Raw genomic sequence first — 18,359 nt, forward strand, 5'->3', positions numbered from 1 at the left:
GCCAGGGGCCGGTCAGCCCTTGGCAGTTGGTTTCGGGGTAATGCGGGTTTGCGCGTCTTCTGCGCGGGCCAAGTCCGGCAGTTCGCCGGTCCACTCATAGGCCTGGGTGCCGGGCGGGTTTTCGTACCAGCCGGGATCGCTGTAGTCGTTTGCATCAATGCCTTCGCGCACCTTCACGACCGAGAACATGCCGCCCATTTCCAGCGGCCCGTGCGGGCCCCAGCCGGCCATCATCGGCACAGTGTTGTCTGGCAGCGGCATCGACATCTCGCCCATGTCGGCCATGCCTGCGGTGCCCATCGGCATGTATTCCGGCTGCAGATTGCGGATCTGGCCGGTCAGCTTGCGCTTGTCGGTGCCGATGAACGTCGGCACGTCGTGGCCCATCGCATTCATCGTGTGGTGCGACTTGTGGCAGTGGATCGCCCAGTCGCCCGGATGCACCGCATCAAATTCGTAGGCACGCATGGCACCAACCGGAATGTCGATCGACACCTCCGGCCAGCGGGCGCTCTCTGGCACCCAGCCGCCATCGGTGCATGTGACCTCGAAGTCATAGCCGTGCATGTGGATCGGGTGATTTGTCATGGTCAGGTTGCCGGTCCTGACCCGCACCCGGTCGCCCTGGTTCACCACCAGCGGGTCGATGTCCGGAAAGATCCGGCTGTTCCAGCACCACAGGTTGAAGTCCGTCATCTCCATCACCCGCGGCACATAGGAGCCGGGGTCGATATCGAAGGCGTTGAGCATGATCAGGAAGTCCCGGTCGACGCGCATGAAGGCCGGATCCTTGGGATGCACGATGAACATGCCCATCATGCCCATCGCCATCTGCACCATCTCATCCGCGTGCGGGTGGTACATGAAGGTGCCGGATTTGATCAGGTCGAACTCATAGACAAAGGTCTTGCCCGGCGGGATGCCCGGATGGCTGAGCCCTCCGACCCCGTCCATGCCCGAAGGCAGGATCATCCCGTGCCAATGCACCGAAGTATGCTCCGGCAGCTTGTTGGTCACGAAGATGCGGACCCGGTCGCCCTCCACCGCCTCGATGGTGGGGCCGGTGGACTGGCCGTTGTAGCCCCACAGGTGGGCGATCATGCCGTCGGCCAGCTCCCGCTCGACCGGTTCGGCGACCAGGTGGAACTCCTTCACGCCGTTGTTCATCCGGAACGGCAGGGTCCAGCCGTTCAGGGTGACCACCGGGTTGTAGTCCGGGCCGGTGGAGGGGGCCAGCGGCGGCTGGGTTGCCGCGGTATCCATGCTGGCGGCCTCGGGCAGGCCCATGTTGGCGGTCTTGCCCCAGGCCTGGCTGGACACCAGTGCAGCACCTGCGGCGCCGGCCCCAAGCATTTGACGTCTGTTCATCATGTCATTTGATCCTTTCAATGGCCTGCGCCGCCGCCAGCAGCGATTTCCGCGCTGCCGCCCTGCGGGGCTGAGCCGGAACCGCCGCCGTAAATCGCGGCGCTGACATTTGCCTGAGCCAGCCAGAAGTCGCGCTTGGCGTTGGCCGCTTCCAGCGAGCCCGCCAGTTTTTCGCGCACATCGGTCAGCAGTTCGAAGGTGCTGGTGATCATGCCATTATAGCTGAGAAGCCCTTCCTCCTCGATCGTCCGGCGCAGCGGCACCAGCACGTCGCGGTAGTGGCGGGCGATTTCGTATGAGGAGTAGTAGGCCAGCTCTGCGCTGCGGGCCTCGGAGCGGACATTCACCGCCCGTTCCGCCAGCGCATTGGCGGCCTGCATGTAAGACAGCTCCGCCTTGCGCATCCGCGCCTTGCCGGTGTCGAACACCGGGATGACGAATTCCAGCTCAAGCTGCGGCAGGGTCTCGGTTTCCGTTTCCCCGTCCTCCCGCTCACGCTCGGACTCGACCCCGGCTATCAGCTCCAGATCGGTGACAAGCCGGGTCCGGTCGGTCAGGCCAAAGGCCCGAGCCTGCGCTTCCAGCCCCAGCTTGGCCACTTGCAGGTCCACCCGATTCTGCAGCGCCGCCTTTTCAATGGCCGGCACTTTGCTCAGCGACTTGGGCAGGGGCGGCAGCGCGTCGGGCACATAGTAATTGGCGTCGCTGCCCCACAGGCCCATCAGCCGTGTCAGCTCTTCTTTCGCAAGCTGCGCCTCCAGCCGGGCGCGGGCGACCTGGCCTGCAAGCTCCGCATTGAACGCAAACTCCCGCGCCTGGCCCGCCTTGTTCAGCGCGCCGGTCCTGCCCAGCTGGCTGGCCAGCTCGGCCCCCGCCGCAGCCGTCCCGCTAGCCTGGCGCAGGTAGCTCAGCCGCTCAAACGCCGCTACGGCATTGATCCAGGCCAGCCGGGTCTGCCCAGCCAGCGCCAGCGTATCGTTCACCGCGTTCAGCTGCGCCTGCTGGAACTGCGTCTCAGCCACGGCAACGCGCTGCTTGCGGGTCTTCACGTCCAGCAGGTTCACGGCGATAGTGGATTCCAGCGCCCGGTACAGGCCCAGTTCCGGTGCCCCGATCCCCAAGAGGCCAATCGAGACCACCGGGTTTTCCGGCGTCATCTGCTGCCAGGCCTCCGCCGCCGACAGGCCGACCGCGGCGTAAGATGCTTGCAATCCCTTGTTGTTCAGAAGCGCCGCCTGCACCGCGGTGTCGGCAGAGATCGTCTGGCCATGCACCATCTGCCGGACTTCCTTGGCCAGCGCTGCGTTCTGGGCTTGTGTCTGGGTAAAGGCCGTGCGTTTGCCTATCGCGGCCGAGGTCTGGCTGGCGACCTCCTGAAACCCGGCCTGCGGGCTGGTGTATTTTTCCGGCACCGCAGCCGAACAGGCGGCCAGCACCAGGGGAGACGCCAAGAGGACGCGCCGGGTTTTCACTGTCATCAGTGGGTCTCCTGCGGCTTGTTAACACCGCGCCAGGACGCCGGGCCGCTGGGCGTGTGGTTTTCAAATCCCCGGAAGGGAGACTGGTAATTCAGGGACCGGTAGGGGCCGGAAGGCGCCGCAGCATGCTGCAGGGCGGCGGTATCGGGCAGCGCCGCTGGCGATTTGGCGCACGCCCCCAGCAGCAGGGCGCCCGCCCCGGCCAGAAAGAGAGATTTCATGTGATTTTCCTGAGAAATATCTGTAGAAATTCTGTGCTAGAGCACAGAACAGATTTAATGACCGCTATGGCGGTTCAGGATCTCAGGTTCTTGGAGGACGCAGGACCTTGACCTGGTCCTGTGAGGGAAGCTGGGCGGAAGCCATTACCCAGCGGATAGGCTGCTGAACAAAGGTTGAATCCGGCTGCAGTGAAATCACCGCAACGGCCATACAGGCGCCTGCGCAGCAGTTTCCGGTATCAGCAGCGTTCCAGGGAGCGACCGGTCCATCGTGTGCGCTGATATGGGAAGCGTCGTATGCCGCGCCTGAGATGGCCGCATCGGCGTGGCTGCCCCCACTATGAGAAACTACCGCATTACCGTGATGGCCAGCGAGGGAATGCGCGGCGGACGGCAGCGCAAATCCCAGCGAAAGGATCACTGCAAATGCAGCAACCACCCTGATGAGCCGGAAGATACGTGCCAATAGCGCCATGGTGACATTTCTCACAAGGGGAGTAGCCCGCGTCAAGGCGGGAATGATGCATCAATTGCACAAGTTTCCGTGCCCCTCAGGAAATTCTGGATTTTGCGCAACATTCCGCCAATGTATGCATTGCTTCCAGCAAACCTTCCCGCGCGGGAGGGGTGACCGAAACCGGAAACACTTGAGAACCAACAGTTGAGTGAAAGGCGCGAATTATACCGCAGAAATCTGTCAGCTTTCGGAGACTGTGCATGCCTCGACCACTCACACATAAGATCGTGCAAAATGTGGCCTAACCGGCTTGCTTTCAAGCTAGCTTCAAGGTGGTAAGCCCTGTCGGCCAGCGGCTGGAGACAAGGCCGGCTTCGATCACTACTCTACAGAAAACTTGGCTGGAGTGAGCTGCGCAGCAAATTTGACATGCATTTCGAGGACTAATGCCGGGTGTACCCTAAGTTGGCTTGATTGCTGCTGCATGACCGAAGTAATTTCCGCACTGATCACAGGCCTAAGACCGGTAGGCAGTAGTCTGGCGCATGACAGGCTTTATAACCCTTGCGGCCCAGTGGGCCCATCACTAGTGCCCGCGTTTTAGCGCGGGACGTCATTTGATTTTGTTCATAAGTTGTGAGCGGGGCCGTTGCTGAGCGTTTTCAGGATCGGGCAATCGGGCCGATGGTCGCCAGAGCATTGCTCAACAAGGTACCTGAGCGTGTCTCGCATGGCTTTCAGGCCTGATATTTTTGCGTCGATCTCTTGCAGATTTTGTTCCGCAACGCGCTTTACTTCGGCGCTGGTGCGGGACTCGTCATCATAAAGCGCCAGTAGGTCACGGCAGTCCTCAATCGTGAACCCAAGTGACCGGGCCCGACCGATAAATTCAAGACGGTGCAGTTCTCTCTCTTCGAATTCGCGATATCCATTGCGACCGCGCGTGGGTTTGACTAATCCGATATCCTCATAATATCGGATGGTTTTGGCCGACACACCTGACCGTTCTGCAACATCCCCGATATTCATGCTATTTCTCCCTTCGGTCGGCCTTATTCAGCTGGCGCGGACTGCAATGCGGCTTTCGGTCCTCTGATTTCCACATGGTGCTTTCCTGCCGCTGGCTTAATCCAGCGCAGGCGCAACGCATTGGTCAGAACAAATACGCTGGACAGCGCCATAGCGCCTGCTGCTAGCACCGGTGACAACAACGGCCCGCCGAAAGGGTATAGCACCCCCGCCGCGACCGGGATCAGCAGCGTATTGTAGCCGAACGCCCAGAACAGGTTTTCCCGGATGTTGCGCATGGTGCGCTGGCTTACTGCAAAGGCGTTAACAACTCCGTTGAGGTCACCAGACATCAGCACCACATCCGCAGTCTCAATGGCCACATCGGTTCCTGTGCCGATAGCGATACCTACATCCGCAGCGGCAAGGGCCGGTGCATCATTGATACCGTCCCCGACAAAAGCCAGCTTGCTGCCGTCCGCCCGCAGGTTGTCAAGCGCCGCAACCTTGCCTTCGGGCAGCACTTCGGCAACCACATGATCAATCCCCAGATCGCTTGCGATTGCTTGAGCCGTTACGGCGTTATCGCCGGTGATCATGGCAACTTTGAGGCCCAGCCTGTGCAGCGCGTCAATGGCACCAGGCGTTGTCGGCTTGACCGGGTCGGCCACGGCAATCACGGCGGCAATCCGTCCGTCAATAGCAGCGTAAAGCGGTGTCTTGCCCTTGCTGGCCAGCGCATCGCTTTGTCCGGCCAGCGCATCAAGTGCCACGCCTTCGCGTTCCATAAACCGGTCCGCGCCGATCAGCACCTGACGGCCTCCGACCGATGCCTGGACGCCAAAGCCGGTGATTGAGTCAAAGCTGTCGGCGTCCGGAAGCTTGATCCCTCGCGCTTCCGCTGCCGCAACGATAGCCTTGGCAATTGGATGCTCCGAACTTTTTTCTACGGCGGCGACCAGCCGCAGCACCTCTTCTTCGACCTGGCCGCCGGCCAGGATCAGGTCGGTCAGCTCCGGCCGGCCAGCGGTAAGCGTGCCGGTCTTGTCGAGCGCAACCACAGTGCTTTCCTGCAGCAGCTGCAGCGCGTCCCCCTTGCGGAACAGAACGCCCATTTCGGCAGCACGGCCGGTCCCGACCATGATCGAGGTCGGTGTTGCAAGACCCATGGCACAGGGGCAGGCAATGATCAGTACAGCTACCCCTGCGACCAGAGCGAGGCTGAGCGCGGGATCCGGGCCGAACAGAAACCAGACAGCAACCGTCAGCACTGCAACCGCCATCACGGCGGGCACGAACCAGGCGGTAATCCGGTCCACCAGCCCCTGGATCGGGAGCTTTGCGCCTTGCGCCTGCTCGACCATCCGGATGATCTGCGCCAGCATGGTGTCGCTGCCCACTTTCGCCGCCTGGAAGGTCAAGGCGCCGGTGCCGTTCACAGTGGCACCCACGACCTCGGAGCCTGCGGATTTCTGCACTGGGACGGGCTCACCTGTGATCATGCTTTCATCGACATAAGAGGAGCCGCTCAGAACCACCCCATCGACCGCGATTTTTTCGCCCGGCCGCACGTGGATGATATCGCCCACCACGATGTCCTCGACCGCGCGCTCCGCAATTTCGCCGCCACGCTCAACCCGCGCGGTTTTCGCCTGCAGCCCGACAAGTTTGCGGACCGCCTCGCCCGTGCGGCCCTTGGCCCGGGCTTCCAGCAGACGGCCCAGCAGAATCAGAACGACGATCACCGCGGCGGCCTCGTAATAGACATTGGCCGTCCCCGCAGGCAGCAAAGAGGGCGCGAAGGTCGACACCAGCGAGAACCCGTAGGCCGCCGATGTGCCCAGTGCCACCAGCGAATTCATGTCAGGCGCGCCTTTGAGGAGAGCCGGAAAGCCCTTGGTGTAGAATTGCAGGCCCGGCCCGAACAGGACGATCGTGGTCAGCAGGAATTGCAGGAAATAGCTGGTCTGCATCCCGACCGCGCCCGCTACGAATTCATGCATGCCTGGAATCACATGGCTGCCCATCTCGATCAGGAACACCGGCAGGGCAAGAACGGCTGCAAAGAGCGTCCGCCGAGCCAGCTGCCGGGCTTCCTCCACTTTGCGCTCTTCTGCGTTGTTCTGCACACTGGATTTCGGCTGCGCGGGATACCCAGCTGCCGTAGCCAGCGCTGCAAGTTCGACAGGTGTTGTGGCGCCTGCTGCAAACCGCACCGTCGCGGTTTCTGTAGCCAGGTTGACGGCGGCGTCCAAAACCCCCGCTCCCGCCTTGAGAGCCCGTTCCACGCGGCCGACACAGGAGGCGCAGGTCATGTTTTGGACTTCCAGTGTGGCTTCATCGGTCACAGCGGGATATCCGGCCTCCTTCAGCACTGCAGCCAGGCCAGCGGCAGAGAGCGACCCGTCGTGGCTGACCTGCGCAGTCTCGTTCGCGAGATTGACCGTGGCACCGGTGACTTCGGGCAAGGCCTGCAGCGCGCGTTCCACGCGTCCCACGCAGGATGCGCAGCTCATGCCTTCAACTTGGAACCGGACTGTTTCGTTCTGTGTCATTTCATCACCAAAGCTGGTTGTTTGCAGCTATATGGGGCTTCCAGTGACTGGAAGGTCAATGATAATTCCCCTGCCTGCTTGCAAAAATTTCATCCGGTGATTGACAGTGCATTGCCCGCTTGACCTTCCCGTGCGGTAATCCGGTAGCGGCTGGCATGGAACCAAGGAGAACCAAGCATGATCACATTCAAGATCAACGACATGAGCTGCGGCCATTGCAAAGCGGCAATTGAGAAAGCAGTCACCAACCTGGACAGCAGCGCGACACTGGAGTTTGATATGGGTGCGCGGAAAGTCCGGATCGAAAGCAAAGCTGCTCGTGAGAGCATCCAGGCGGCGCTCAAGGAGGAAGGCTACGCTTCCGAAGTTTGCTGACACTGTTCAAGGGTGCCGCTAACTGCGGCACCCTTGATTTTGGCTAGGGACACATTTTTCCCGCGTTCCCGCTGCCGGACAAGCCACGGTTTCGCCAGCGGCTTCCGGGCAACCATCAGTCCTTCGACAGTTCCGTTGCCCTGCGCGCAACAGGCAAAAGCACCACAGCAGAATTCCGCGGCATCAGCCGATCTTCACCAGCGTGTCGGTAACAAATTCGTAGGTCGGCACATCCAGGTTGCGCGGAGCCGGGCCCTTGCGGATACGGCCGGAAGTATCATAGTGCGAGCCGTGACAGGGGCAAAACCATCCCCCGTATCCGCCAGTCGGATCGCCACCTCCCTGGCCTAACGGGATACAGCCCAAGTGGGTACACACGCCAACCACTATCAGCCACTCGGGCTTCTGTACCCGCGCTGCGTCCAGTTCCGGATCTATCAGCGTTTCTGCATCATCCGCGCGTGCCTGAGCAATCCGGGCTTCGGTCCTGTGATCGATGAAAACGGGTTTGCCTTTCCATTTCAACGTGATCCGACTGCCAGGCTCGACACCCTCAAGATCGACCTGCACAACCGAAAGCGCCGAGACATCTGCGCTCGGGTTCATGCTGTCAATCAGTGGCCAAATGGCGGCTCCAGCGGCCACGGCTGCGGTACCTCCTGTAACATGGTAGAGGATGTCGCGCCGGGTGCCGGGGCCGGAATGTTCCGGATGGTCATTGTCCTGTGCCATTGTCAATCTCCCTTCCCTTTGAGTGACAGCCGGGCGAGCCTCAGCGGCCGTGTCCAACTGCCATAGTTCCCCCCTCTCCAGTCCCTTTTGTGCTTCGATTGGCTTCGCCTTGGTGACGCATCGTGCTCATCCCAGGTTTGTGTATGGCAATTTTCGAAAGAACTTCCGCTTACCTACAAGCTGCCGTGTGACGGCACCCATCCAGCCGCCCTTTCATCCCAGGCGGAAGCTCAAGACGGTCCGGCACACCGGCCCCGTTGGCCTGGAAGCAAAGGACCGCTTCAAAAATTGCCCCGATACAGCGCCCCGAGATGGCCGTTATGATGGATCGCCGGGCCCATCTGTGCCATCTCCTTCCTGTTCGCGCCTTCCGGAGCTATGTGTCCCAGCGTGGCCACGGTGCCCCCGGTGTAAAAAGAAATGCATTGCCAGGCAGGCAACCAAAAGTGAGGCCGGCGACCAGAAAAGCGGCAATACGAACTCACGGTATTCCCATCCCAGTACAAGTGCGCCAAGGGCAAGTGACCCAGCCAATGGCCCCCATTTGCGCCAGATGGATGGCTTCCGGGTGTTTCGAACGATGCTGTCCTGTCCGGTTTCGCTACTCATTGCAGGTTCCTTCCTCCTTTATGTTCAGATGGCTGGGGGTGCTGGCTGTGTACGCCGGGTGTATTGTCGCGCTGCCCGTTGCGGGCAAGAAACAACCGCTCAGCCAGCAGCACCAAGGCGATGGCCGCCAGGGCTATTCCCACAATCATTGGATCCGACTGCCACTTGCTCGCTGAAAATGCCGCCAGAACCGCCGCGTCGAGAGCCAATGCTGTCAAAAGGACCCAGCCGCGCACTTCGATCTTATACCGCAAGTTTCGCCAGACGCCCCAATGCACCGCCATATCCATGACCAGATAGAAGTACGCCCCCAGCGAGGCGATGCGCCCAAGGTCAAACAGCACAGTCAATGCACCGGCAACAAACACGGTATAAATCAGCATGTGCGAACGGATGGAGCCGGACATGCCGAAATGGCTGTGCGGGATCATCTTCATGTCGGTCAGCATGGTGAGCATGCGGGAAACAGCGAAGATGCTGGCGATCAGCCCCGACGCAGTTGCCACCATCGCCAGTGCCACGGTCAGGTAGAAGCCAACCTGCCCGAGCACCGGGCCCGCGGCCTCAGCAAGGGCGTAATCCTGCGCTGCGCGGATCTCCTCTGTGCTGAGGCTGGCGCCGACAGCCAAGGCCACCAGCAGGTACACTGCGGTACAAATGGCGATTGAGATCAGGATAGTCCTGCCGACATTGCGGTGCGGATCGGTGATTTCAGCACCGCTGTTGGTTATCGTGGTGAAACCCTTGAACGCCAGGATGGACAGGGCCACCGAGGCTGCGAAGCCCAGTCCGCTGGTTTCTGCACCGCCGTTCCCTGATTGCCATTCACCGCCGCTGGCCCAGAGTGCCGCAATGCCGAACAACGCGATCCCTGCGATCTTTATGGCGGACATCACGATTGACCAGCGCCCCACAGAACGGTTTCCGGAAACATTGACCATATACGCGAAGATGATCAGCGCCACGCCGATCAACGGCACCAACGGTCCGCCATCGATACCGAAAGGCCGAAGCGCGTAAGTCGCAAAGGTGCGCGCCACCAGGCTTTCGTTGATCACCATCGACAGCGCCATGAGAACCGAGGCCGCAGCCGCCACCGTACCCGGACCATATGCCTTGGTCAGGATCATCGCGATTCCGCCGGCGGAGGGCCAGGCGTTGGACATCGCAATATAGCTGTAGGCGCTGAACATAGTGACCAGCGCACCTGCGGCGAACGACAGAGGGAACCAGGACCCGGCCAACCCCGCAATCTGTCCCGTCAGCGCAAAGATACCGGCACCGATCATCACGCCGGTGCCCATGGCGACAGCCCCGGTCAGAGAAATCGAGCCGGACCTGTAGTCCGCAGCCTGGGCATGCCCTTCACTTTCCTCGCTCATCGCGGGCTCCTATGAACTAATTGCCTAGTTTCTTTGCTGTTTGCTGTTGCGTCTGCGATCCGGCGCGGGCATCCCCAACCTCCTGCACCACCACGCTCTCCGCTCACGGCCCGGCCCCGGCTGTTCACTCGCCTAGTGTCGAAACAGCTGCCTGCGGCCGTCTGGCTCTGAACGCGGCGACCACGCCTGGCTGCGCTTGCAACAACGGACAGAGAAGCGAGGAAAAAGAGAGTATGCCCGGTCATATCTTTACCCCGCGTAGGCGCAGGGAATTGAGCACCACGGAAACTGATGACGCGCTCATTGCAAAAGCGGCAAACATCGGACTGATCAGAATGCCGAAGAACGGAAACAGTACCCCCGCCGCGACCGGCACCCCGGAGGCATTGTAGATCAACGCAAAGAACAGGTTCTGGCGGATGTTGCGCATGGTCGCGCGCGCCAAGCGCCGGGCCCGCACAATGCCGTCCAGGTTGCCCTTGACCAGAGTGAAACCCGCACTTTCGATGGCCACGTCGGCGCCGGTGCCCATGGCGATACCGACATCCGCCTGTGCCAGCGCGGGCGCGTCATTCACGCCGTCCCCGGCCATGGCGACGCTGCGCCCCTGTTCCTGCAACTCGCGGATAATTCGGGCTTTGTCCTGCGGCAGCACATCCGCGCGGATCTCGTCGATACCCAGCTTCCCGGCCACAGCGCGGGCCGTGCGCTCATTGTCGCCGGTGGCCATGATGATGCGGAAGCCCAGATCATGTAGCGCCTTCAGCGCGGAGGGGGTCGCTTCCTTCACCGGATCGGCAACGGCCACCAGGCCGGCCACGGCGCCATTCAGTACCACGAACATTACGGTTTCACCCTGATCCCGACGGGCATCGGCCGTAGAAGCAAGACTGGCAGCCTCCAGCCCCAGGTCCGCTACCAGGCGGAGGTTGCCAAGCGCCACCGCATGGCCGTCCACACGCCCCTTCACCCCCTTCCCGGTGACTGCATCAAATTCCGTGGCCTCACCGAGTTTGATGCCCCGTTCCAGCGCTCCGGTCACGATGGCCTCGGCCAAAGGGTGCTCCGAGCCTTTCTCCAACGTCGCCGCCAGCCGCAGCACTTCTGCTTCGTCATGGCCCGGCTCGGGCACAACCGCGATCAGCCGCGGCCTGCCCTCGGTCAGGGTGCCTGTCTTGTCGACAATTAGCGTGTCCACCTTTTCGAACCGCTCAAGCGCCTCGGCGTTCTTGATGAGCACACCGGCCTGCGCACCCCGGCCGGTCGCGGTCATGATCGACATCGGCGTCGCCAAGCCAAGCGCGCAGGGACAGGCGATGATCAATACGGCGACCGCCGCGACCAGGCCATAGCTCAGCGCAGGAGCCGGACCCCAGATCGCCCATCCGGCAAAAGCCAGAACCGCAACAGCAATCACGGCCGGAACAAACCAGCCTGCCACCTTGTCGGCATACTTCTGGATTGGTGCGCGGCTTTTCTGCGCCTTAGCCACCATATCGACGATCTGGGACAACATCGTGTCGGCCCCGACTCTCGTGGCTTCAATCACCAATGACCCGGTGCCATTGATCGTCGCACCTGTAACACTGGAACCCTCGACCTTCTCGACCGGGACAGGCTCTCCGGAAATCATGCTTTCGTCTACCGAGGAGCGTCCCTCCAACACCGTGCCGTCCACCGGCACCTTGTCTCCCGGCCTTACCCTCAGCCGGTCTCCCACCTGCACCTCATCCAGGGGGATCTCTTCTTCCTGTCCACCGATGCGGATCACCCGTGCGGTCTTGGGCGCCATATCCAGCAGGGCACGGATCGCCCGCCCGGTCCCTTCCCGGGCCCGCAATTCCATCACCTGCCCCAACAGCACAAGCGTGACAATCACTGCAGCAGCCTCAAAATAGACGCCGACATGCCCTTCGGCGTCACGGAAGCCGTCAGGGAATATGCCCGGTGCAAGTACTGCCGCAACGCTGAATAGCCAGGCCGCCGCCACTCCCATGCTGATCAAGCTGAACATATTGAGGTTCATGGTGCGGAACGAGTTCCAGCCGCGAACAAGAAACGGCCAGCCGCTCCACCAGACAACCGGCGAGCCAAGAAGCAGTTCAATCCAGAGTGTGTTACGTTCCCCGAAAATATCCCGGACACCTGCCAGGCCGGCATAGGGCCCCATGGTAAGAACCAACAATGGAACTGTTAGTATCGCACCGGCCCAGAGCCGCCGGGTGAAATCGGTGAGTTCTGGGTTTGGCCCCTCCTCCGCAACAGAACCTGCTTCTCGCTCCAGCCCCATCCCGCAAAGAGGGCACGCGCCCGGTTCGGTTTGCCGAACTTCCGGGTGCATTGGGCAAGTATACACAGGGCCTTCCCAACCAATGGGAACCTTGTCATAACCTCCACTCAGAGCAGTTTTTCCATGCCCGAAAGCTGCGTGCCCATGGTGGTGATCATGACTGGCCCTTTCCTTGCCAGTTTCTGGGACAAGGTGCATGCCGCAAATCGGGCAGCCTTTAGTTTCAGAGCTCCGAATGTGCGGATGCATCGGGCAAACAAATTTGTCTTCGTCTGCTAAACTGGAGCTTTTCTTGTTGGGAAGTTCGTTCATGTTAATGCCCTTCCGGTTGGGGAATGCTGCCATCGTGAGTTTTCAGGTCACTGTAAGGTCAACGCAGTCATCGTATGAATTGCCGCCTCGGCTAGAAGCGGGGCGATGCCGATAGCATTGCTTTCATGAGAAATCGTATCGGTGGTAACGACTTGGCTTGCCCCGGCGGCCAGAATCTCGGCGTGAGCTTGCCCGGCAAAGACTGCATGGATTACCGCACACAGGGGCGGCTTGGCCCCGGCTTCCACCAGCCTTTCGATTGCTCCGACCAGTGTTCTCCCCGAGGACGCAATATCATCGACCAGAACTGGTGTGCCGGAACATCTCCACTGGCGGCCGGATTTGCTAACCTCAACTCTGCGGTCGCCGGAACGCACCTTGCGCAAAACCTCGTATGGACAGCCGACGAGCGAAGCGACCTCCGCAACCCATTGCCGGCTTTCGCTATCGGGGCCAACCAGCACCGGATTTTCAACGGTCTCCGCGATCCACTGTGCCAGCAGTGGCGCAGCAGAAACCCGGCCAGCGGGAATGGCAAACAACTCATCAAGGGCCTGGATCCGATGCAAGTGCGGATCCACCGTCACAAGCCAATCAAAGCTTTCCTCGAGGAAACGGGCGAACAATCTGGCGCTAACCGCCTCTCCAGAGTGGAACCTCCGGTCCTGGCGCATGTACCCCAGATAGGGCGCAATTAGACCGGCGTGTACAGCGCCCATCTCGCGCGCCGTATCAGCGGCAAAGCGCAGCGGCATCGCATGCCGGTCCGGGTCACACAAAGAACACAGGATCACCGCCTCGCGGCCTTCGAGATCACCATGCAAGGTTATCAAACTCTCGCCATCCGGGAACCGGTGCCAGTCCATAGGCGCCACTTCAGCCCCCATCAGTGCCGCCAGTTGATCCGCCAGTGGACGCATACTGTGAAAAGGGATCAGAACGGGTCTCATTTTGGCACCTCAATGCGGAAAATCTCTTTCTGCGCGCTGGTAAAATCGCGGGCATAGGCCAATTCGCCTGGCGTCTCGGCCCAGATTTCGAACAGGGGCTGTCCGCGCTGGACCAGTGTCCCGGGCCGCGCCATAAGCAACACCCCTGCGCGGGCCTGCTGCGGGGCGCCGGCCAGTTTTGCCGCCCGGGCAATAAGGCGGTTGTCGATAGCTGTGATCACTCCATCGCGCGGGGCTTCAACAGGTATCCGATAGGGGGCCTCAGCCGGCTCGGCAAACCCGCCCTGAGCCTCGCATATCGCCATGAACCGATGCTCCGCTGCGCCGCTTTCGAGCAAAACCCTCGCCCGCTCAGCGCCTGCGGTTTCTCCACTCACTTCCAGCAGCAGCCCAGCCAGCACCAGAGCCCGTTCTCTCAGATCGCCCGGCGCATCCGGTGTACGGCGCAGCACCTTCAGCACATCCATTGCCTCGAGTGCTGGACCGATCCCGCACCCTACTGGCTGGCTGCCGTCGCTGACATGAATCGCCAGGTCCAATCCGATTGCCCGGGCTGTGGCGCGCAGCCGCTCCGATAGGGCTTCAGCCGCATTTTCCGAACGCACTTTCGCGGTGGGACCAACAGGGATGTCGATCACGACACGGTCCGATCCGGCCGCCGCCTTTTTGGACAGAATGCTGGCAACCAATTGCCCGTCGCTGTCAAAGTCGAGAGGCCGCTCAATGCGGATCAGTATGTCGTCGGCCGGGCTAAGCCCCAAAGCACCGCCCCAAACGATGCAGCCACCCTGCGCTTCGACGACCTTGCGCATGGCAGCAGTATCGAGCGCCACTGGAGCCATTACCTCCATGGTGTCAGCGGTCCCTGAAGGCGAGGTAATGGCACGGCTGGATGTCTTAGGGATCACAAGACCTGCTGCCGCGACGATGGCCACTACGATCGGTGTGGTGCGGTTCCCAGGCAAACCGCCAACGCAATGCTTGTCCAGCACAGGCCCTTCGCCCCATTCCAGTGATCTGCCGGCCTCCTGCATGGCACGGGTCAAAGAAATGGTTTCACAGGTACTCAGATGCTCTCCTGCACAAGCCGTTACGAAGGCAGCCAGATCCAAATCCGACAGCCGGTGTGCCATCGCATCTTTTATGATCGTGGCAAATTGCGCTTGGTGCAGCCGCTCACCATAGACCTTGGCGCGGATTAGCGAAGCCGCCTCTGGCAGTTCGGGGTGAGAGAACTGACCCATATCACCCAGCCTCGGCCGCAATGCAGCCCAAGCTGCGTCGGATAGCGCTGCCGCTTCCGGACCCAGCCATCCTGCCCCGGTGACAACGTTCAGAGATGCAATCACGGACCGTCCGCCGCAGTCGATCCGCACCCGGGTCAGCGCACGAAATCCTTCGGCGCGGCAAACATGGCAGTCCAGATGCATGAAGACGACAGGCTGGCTGTAAGTGTCTATTTCCGCCCGTACTAGCGGAAGGCAATGTCTATCACGCGTCATCGCGGCGTCTCCAAACGGATTGTTTCCAGGTGCTCTGGCACCCTCGCTTTCCAGCCCAGTTCATGGTTGATGCGAAAACGCAGCGCGTCGGCCGCTTCTGGCTCACCGTGAGTCACATAGGTCATCCGGGGAGGGACCGACGCAGCGCCCAGCCATTCAAGTAGCTCGTTGGCATCGGCATGGCCGGACAAGCTGCCCGGAGAGATCACCTCGGCCTCGATCGGGATGTCACGCCCAAAGATGCGCAAGTGATCTGCTCCGGCGGCAAGCGCAGCACCGCGCGTTCCGCTGGCTTGAAACCCCGACAGCAGGATCGCGTTACGGCGGTCCCCTCCATATGAAAGAACGTGATGCAGAATACGTCCTCCAGTCAGCATGCCGCTGGCTGAAATGATGATTTTGGGGAAAGGCATGGTGTTGAGCTGCTTGGATTCTTCAACAGAACGCACACGCTTGGCGAGTTCAAACATATCCAAGCATTCGGCCCAGCTGACCTTATGCTCACTGTGATGACGGTGATAAATTTCGGTGGCATTTGTCGCCATCGGGCTGTTTAGAAAGACCGGCACTTCGGGAATATCACCGCGTCTGCGAAGCCGCGCGATGTGATACATCAGCCCCTGTGCCCGCCCTACCGCAAAGGCCGGGATGAGGATTGTACCGCCCCGCCCGATAACCCGGCGGATAACACGGGAGAGCTGCGCTTCGGCATCGACAAGCTCATGCAGGCGGTTGCCATAGGTGGATTCACACACGAGGACGTCTGCCCCCGCAAACGGGGTTGGAGAGCGCATCAGAGGGTCGCTTTGACGGCCGAGGTCACCGCTGAAATGCAATGCCGTGCTACCAAGGCATAATCGTATTTGCGCAGCTCCAAGCAAATGCCCTGCCGGGATGAAGTTGGCCGAGATCCCGTCGCCTAAATCGACTGGCATGTCGAATGGCACAGTTTCCAGCTTGCCCAGCGCCTTCTGCGCATCCTTTTGCGTGTAAAGGGGGGTCGGGCGGGCATGGACCGAAAACTTCTTACGGCGGGCAAAGGACGCCTCTTCCTCCTGCAGATGTCCACTGTCGGGCAGGATCAAGCCGCACAATTCCTTAGTCGATTGTGTGCAAATGACCTTGCCCGCGAACCCTGCCTTAACCAGCGCAGGGATATAGCCGGAATGATCGAGATGTGCATGTGTCAGGAGAACAGTATCGATAGATCGAGGCCGGACCGGAAAAGGCTTCCGATTGCGTAAGCGGAGCTGCTTGAACCCTTGAAACAGTCCGCAATCGATCAGGATCCTGCGACTACGCCATTCAACGAGGTAGCGGGATCCAGTGACGGTCCCTGTGGCCCCGAGGAAGCGCAGGGTCGGTTGCTGCGACTTGCTCATTGCACGTCTCCTCTTCTATTGCTCCGAACGCTTTAGGGTAGCAAGGTGACTTGTTGCGCCTCATCCACGCGCGGCGATCACGTTGAAAATAGGCCCAAAAACGAGTGCCACGAACCAACCGTAGGCAAAGGCTTCTGCTAGACCGATCAGGAAGGAAGTTGCTGTGAGCCACGTCATGCCAGGCATCAGCGAGATCCAAGCGCGGTACATCGCATACTGCGGAAAGATCAGATCGAAGCCGACACACAGCGTATAAGTCACGGCCAGGAAAATGCTCAGCGCCCAGCCCAGCTTGACGACAGGGATACGCGGGGGCGCCATCACGTTTTCGGGGTCGACCTCAGAAACTTGACCCGTTGCGCAAGGGCCGCATCCAAGCCGCAGCACAGCAAAGACTAGCAGAGCTGCAGTCGCAAAATAGAGCATGGCAAACACTTCTCGACCTCCTGAACACACCACACAGCATGTGAACCGGGCCGCTTGGCTGGGCGCTCAACTGGACCGGGTGGTTGGTTCAGGAAAAATTCGGAGGGTGTGGAGACGGTGAAAGGGCTATTCCGTCCGCAAGCAGCCGGATATTGAGTACGGCAACCGACATTTCCGGCTTCCATTCAGGCATCAGGACAATTGGGAGTAGAGCCAAAGCGTGACACATTGCATGCAGTCCACAGTCACCCAAAGACGCAGGCACGCTATAGAGGTTCTGATCGTGCTGAATAGACCCTTGCTGCCCATAATCCGCAGCAAAGGCCTGAACATGGCTATAGCCAGGCATTGAATGCTCTGCACCTACCGTTCGGTCCGCCCCAGCAGACGCCATCAGAATTGCAGACAACAGCAGGACCAGAGTCAGGTGAAGCGCCGAGCGAAGCCGCCGCAGTCCAATTCTCCTGTACGTTAATCCTGTAACTCCCACGATCCGCTTCTCCAAATGACTACTCAAGTCTACATGTTATTTGCCCGGAGGCCTTGATTTGCCTCAACCGCCTTGCTCTCGCTTCCAGGCTGCCCAAAGGAGAGGTGCTCCGGTCAGCAGCCCTAGCCCCAGCACTGCCCAGATGGCACCAGGTCCATCAGGCCCGGCCAGCTCACTGCCAAGATGCGCCAGGATGAAGCTCGCTGGCAAAATGCCAGCCGCGGTTGCGAGTGCGAAGCGCCAGAACCGCAATGCAGTCAGCCCTGCTGCATAGCTGACCAAGTCAAATGAGACGAAGGGCAAAAGGCGGCTGCCAAACACCGTCAGCATCAGTGCATTCTGCGATCCCATGAGACCTGTCTCAAGCTTAGCGCCCAGATAGCGCTGGATAGCCGAGCGCCCCAATCGCCGGGCAATCAGAAAGGCGATGATCGCTCCCGACTCGGCCCCCAGTGCAACGAGACCGGTGCCCAGCAAATGCCCGTAGGCCGCCCCGGCTGCCACCGCTACAGGAGCTGAAGGCAAAGGGCTGGCAACGATCGCCATAGTCATGAGGCCTACGATCACCAGCGGTCCCAAGATGCCAGCCGCATCGACCCAGGCTGTTATGTCTGCACGCGTCATTGCAGGTGGCAAAGCATCAGCCGCCCAAAGAACAAGCGCCAGCAACAAAGCGACGGCCATAACCGCTAGCACCACCCTGTGGCGGCGACGGAAATCCGATAATTGTTCTATGCGCAGCATCTGCCTTCCTAGTCGAAATCGTTGGCGCGTTTATTGATGTATCGCCATCTTCCACAGACTAGGACATTCAGGATTGGC

General features: G+C 60.6%; 16 protein-coding genes. 1 reads left to right on the forward strand and 15 read right to left on the reverse strand.

The genetic code is table 11. From position 1 onward, the window contains the following. Positions 1-12: 12 nt before the first annotated feature. The 6 genes from ACXAED_RS04485 to ACXAED_RS04510 form a co-directional block, all read right to left on the reverse strand. Complete coding sequence (locus ACXAED_RS04485) at positions 13-1,371, reverse strand: multicopper oxidase family protein (protein ID WP_475046402.1); 1,359 nt, start codon at positions 1,369-1,371, stop codon at positions 13-15. A 14-nt stretch (positions 1,372-1,385) separates the two neighbouring features. After that, a complete protein-coding gene (locus tag ACXAED_RS04490; RefSeq protein WP_475047209.1) occupies positions 1,386-2,846 on the reverse strand; it encodes a TolC family protein in 1,461 nt (486 codons plus the stop codon). Beyond that, the gene (locus tag ACXAED_RS04495; RefSeq protein ID WP_475046399.1) at positions 2,846-3,067 is read right to left on the reverse strand and encodes a hypothetical protein; all 222 of its coding nucleotides are present in this window, start codon (positions 3,065-3,067) and stop codon (positions 2,846-2,848) included. Before ACXAED_RS04495 ends, ACXAED_RS04490 begins: the two co-directional genes overlap by 1 nt. An 82-nt stretch (positions 3,068-3,149) precedes the next feature. Further along, positions 3,150-3,542, reverse strand: coding sequence for a hypothetical protein (locus tag ACXAED_RS04500; RefSeq protein ID WP_475047211.1), 393 nt, complete (start codon positions 3,540-3,542; stop codon positions 3,150-3,152). 609 nt (positions 3,543-4,151) lie between these two features. Further along, positions 4,152-4,553: a Cu(I)-responsive transcriptional regulator gene (gene cueR, locus ACXAED_RS04505; protein ID WP_475047212.1), complete on the reverse strand. Its 402-nt coding sequence runs from the start codon at positions 4,551-4,553 to the stop codon at positions 4,152-4,154. Positions 4,554-4,576: 23 nt separating this feature from the next. After that, positions 4,577-7,087 (reverse strand): heavy metal translocating P-type ATPase, encoded by a 2,511-nt coding sequence (locus tag ACXAED_RS04510; RefSeq protein WP_475047214.1) that lies wholly within the window; start codon positions 7,085-7,087, stop codon positions 4,577-4,579. A gap of 177 nt (positions 7,088-7,264) precedes the next feature. Here ACXAED_RS04510 and ACXAED_RS04515 point away from each other — a divergent pair, with 177 nt between their 5' ends. Continuing rightward, on the forward strand, positions 7,265-7,462 hold the full coding sequence (locus ACXAED_RS04515) for a heavy-metal-associated domain-containing protein (protein ID WP_027258020.1): 198 nt from the start codon (positions 7,265-7,267) through the stop codon (positions 7,460-7,462). A gap of 183 nt (positions 7,463-7,645) precedes the next feature. On the opposite strand, the gene petA is transcribed toward ACXAED_RS04515, so the two are convergent. The 9 genes from petA to ACXAED_RS04560 all read right to left on the reverse strand — a co-directional run bounded on the left by petA (position 7,646) and on the right by ACXAED_RS04560 (position 18,281). After that, complete coding sequence (petA, locus tag ACXAED_RS04520) at positions 7,646-8,194, reverse strand: ubiquinol-cytochrome c reductase iron-sulfur subunit (protein WP_475047216.1); 549 nt, start codon at positions 8,192-8,194, stop codon at positions 7,646-7,648. Positions 8,195-8,512: 318 nt separating this feature from the next. Next, complete coding sequence (locus tag ACXAED_RS04525; protein WP_475047217.1) at positions 8,513-8,803, reverse strand: DUF2933 domain-containing protein; 291 nt, start codon at positions 8,801-8,803, stop codon at positions 8,513-8,515. Further along, positions 8,800-10,185 carry an APC family permease gene (locus tag ACXAED_RS04530; RefSeq protein WP_475047218.1) on the reverse strand — a complete coding sequence of 462 codons (1,386 nt, stop codon included), beginning with the start codon at positions 10,183-10,185 and terminating at the stop codon, positions 8,800-8,802. Before ACXAED_RS04530 ends, ACXAED_RS04525 begins: the two co-directional genes overlap by 4 nt. Before the next feature lie 241 nt (positions 10,186-10,426). Beyond that, entirely contained in the window at positions 10,427-12,787 is a 2,361-nt protein-coding gene (locus ACXAED_RS04535) for a copper-transporting P-type ATPase (protein ID WP_475053013.1), read from the reverse strand. A gap of 47 nt (positions 12,788-12,834) precedes the next feature. Beyond that, positions 12,835-13,737, reverse strand: a complete 903-nt coding sequence (locus ACXAED_RS04540) for a ribose-phosphate diphosphokinase (protein ID WP_475047219.1) — start codon at positions 13,735-13,737, stop codon at positions 12,835-12,837. Then, positions 13,734-15,239, reverse strand: a complete 1,506-nt coding sequence (locus ACXAED_RS04545; protein WP_475047221.1) for a thymidine phosphorylase family protein — start codon at positions 15,237-15,239, stop codon at positions 13,734-13,736. Before ACXAED_RS04545 ends, ACXAED_RS04540 begins: the two co-directional genes overlap by 4 nt. Continuing rightward, complete coding sequence (locus tag ACXAED_RS04550; RefSeq protein ID WP_475047222.1) at positions 15,236-16,621, reverse strand: MBL fold metallo-hydrolase RNA specificity domain-containing protein; 1,386 nt, start codon at positions 16,619-16,621, stop codon at positions 15,236-15,238. The genes ACXAED_RS04545 and ACXAED_RS04550 overlap by 4 nt, the downstream gene beginning before the upstream one ends. 60 nt (positions 16,622-16,681) lie before the next feature. Continuing rightward, complete coding sequence (locus tag ACXAED_RS04555) at positions 16,682-17,047, reverse strand: DUF5676 family membrane protein (RefSeq protein ID WP_475053014.1); 366 nt, start codon at positions 17,045-17,047, stop codon at positions 16,682-16,684. A 553-nt stretch (positions 17,048-17,600) separates the two neighbouring features. Next, on the reverse strand, positions 17,601-18,281 hold the full coding sequence (locus ACXAED_RS04560) for a TVP38/TMEM64 family protein (RefSeq protein WP_475047223.1): 681 nt from the start codon (positions 18,279-18,281) through the stop codon (positions 17,601-17,603). Between the last annotated feature and the right edge of the window lie 78 nt (positions 18,282-18,359).

It is taken from the genome of Leisingera sp. ABM4_103 (assembly GCF_056158685.1).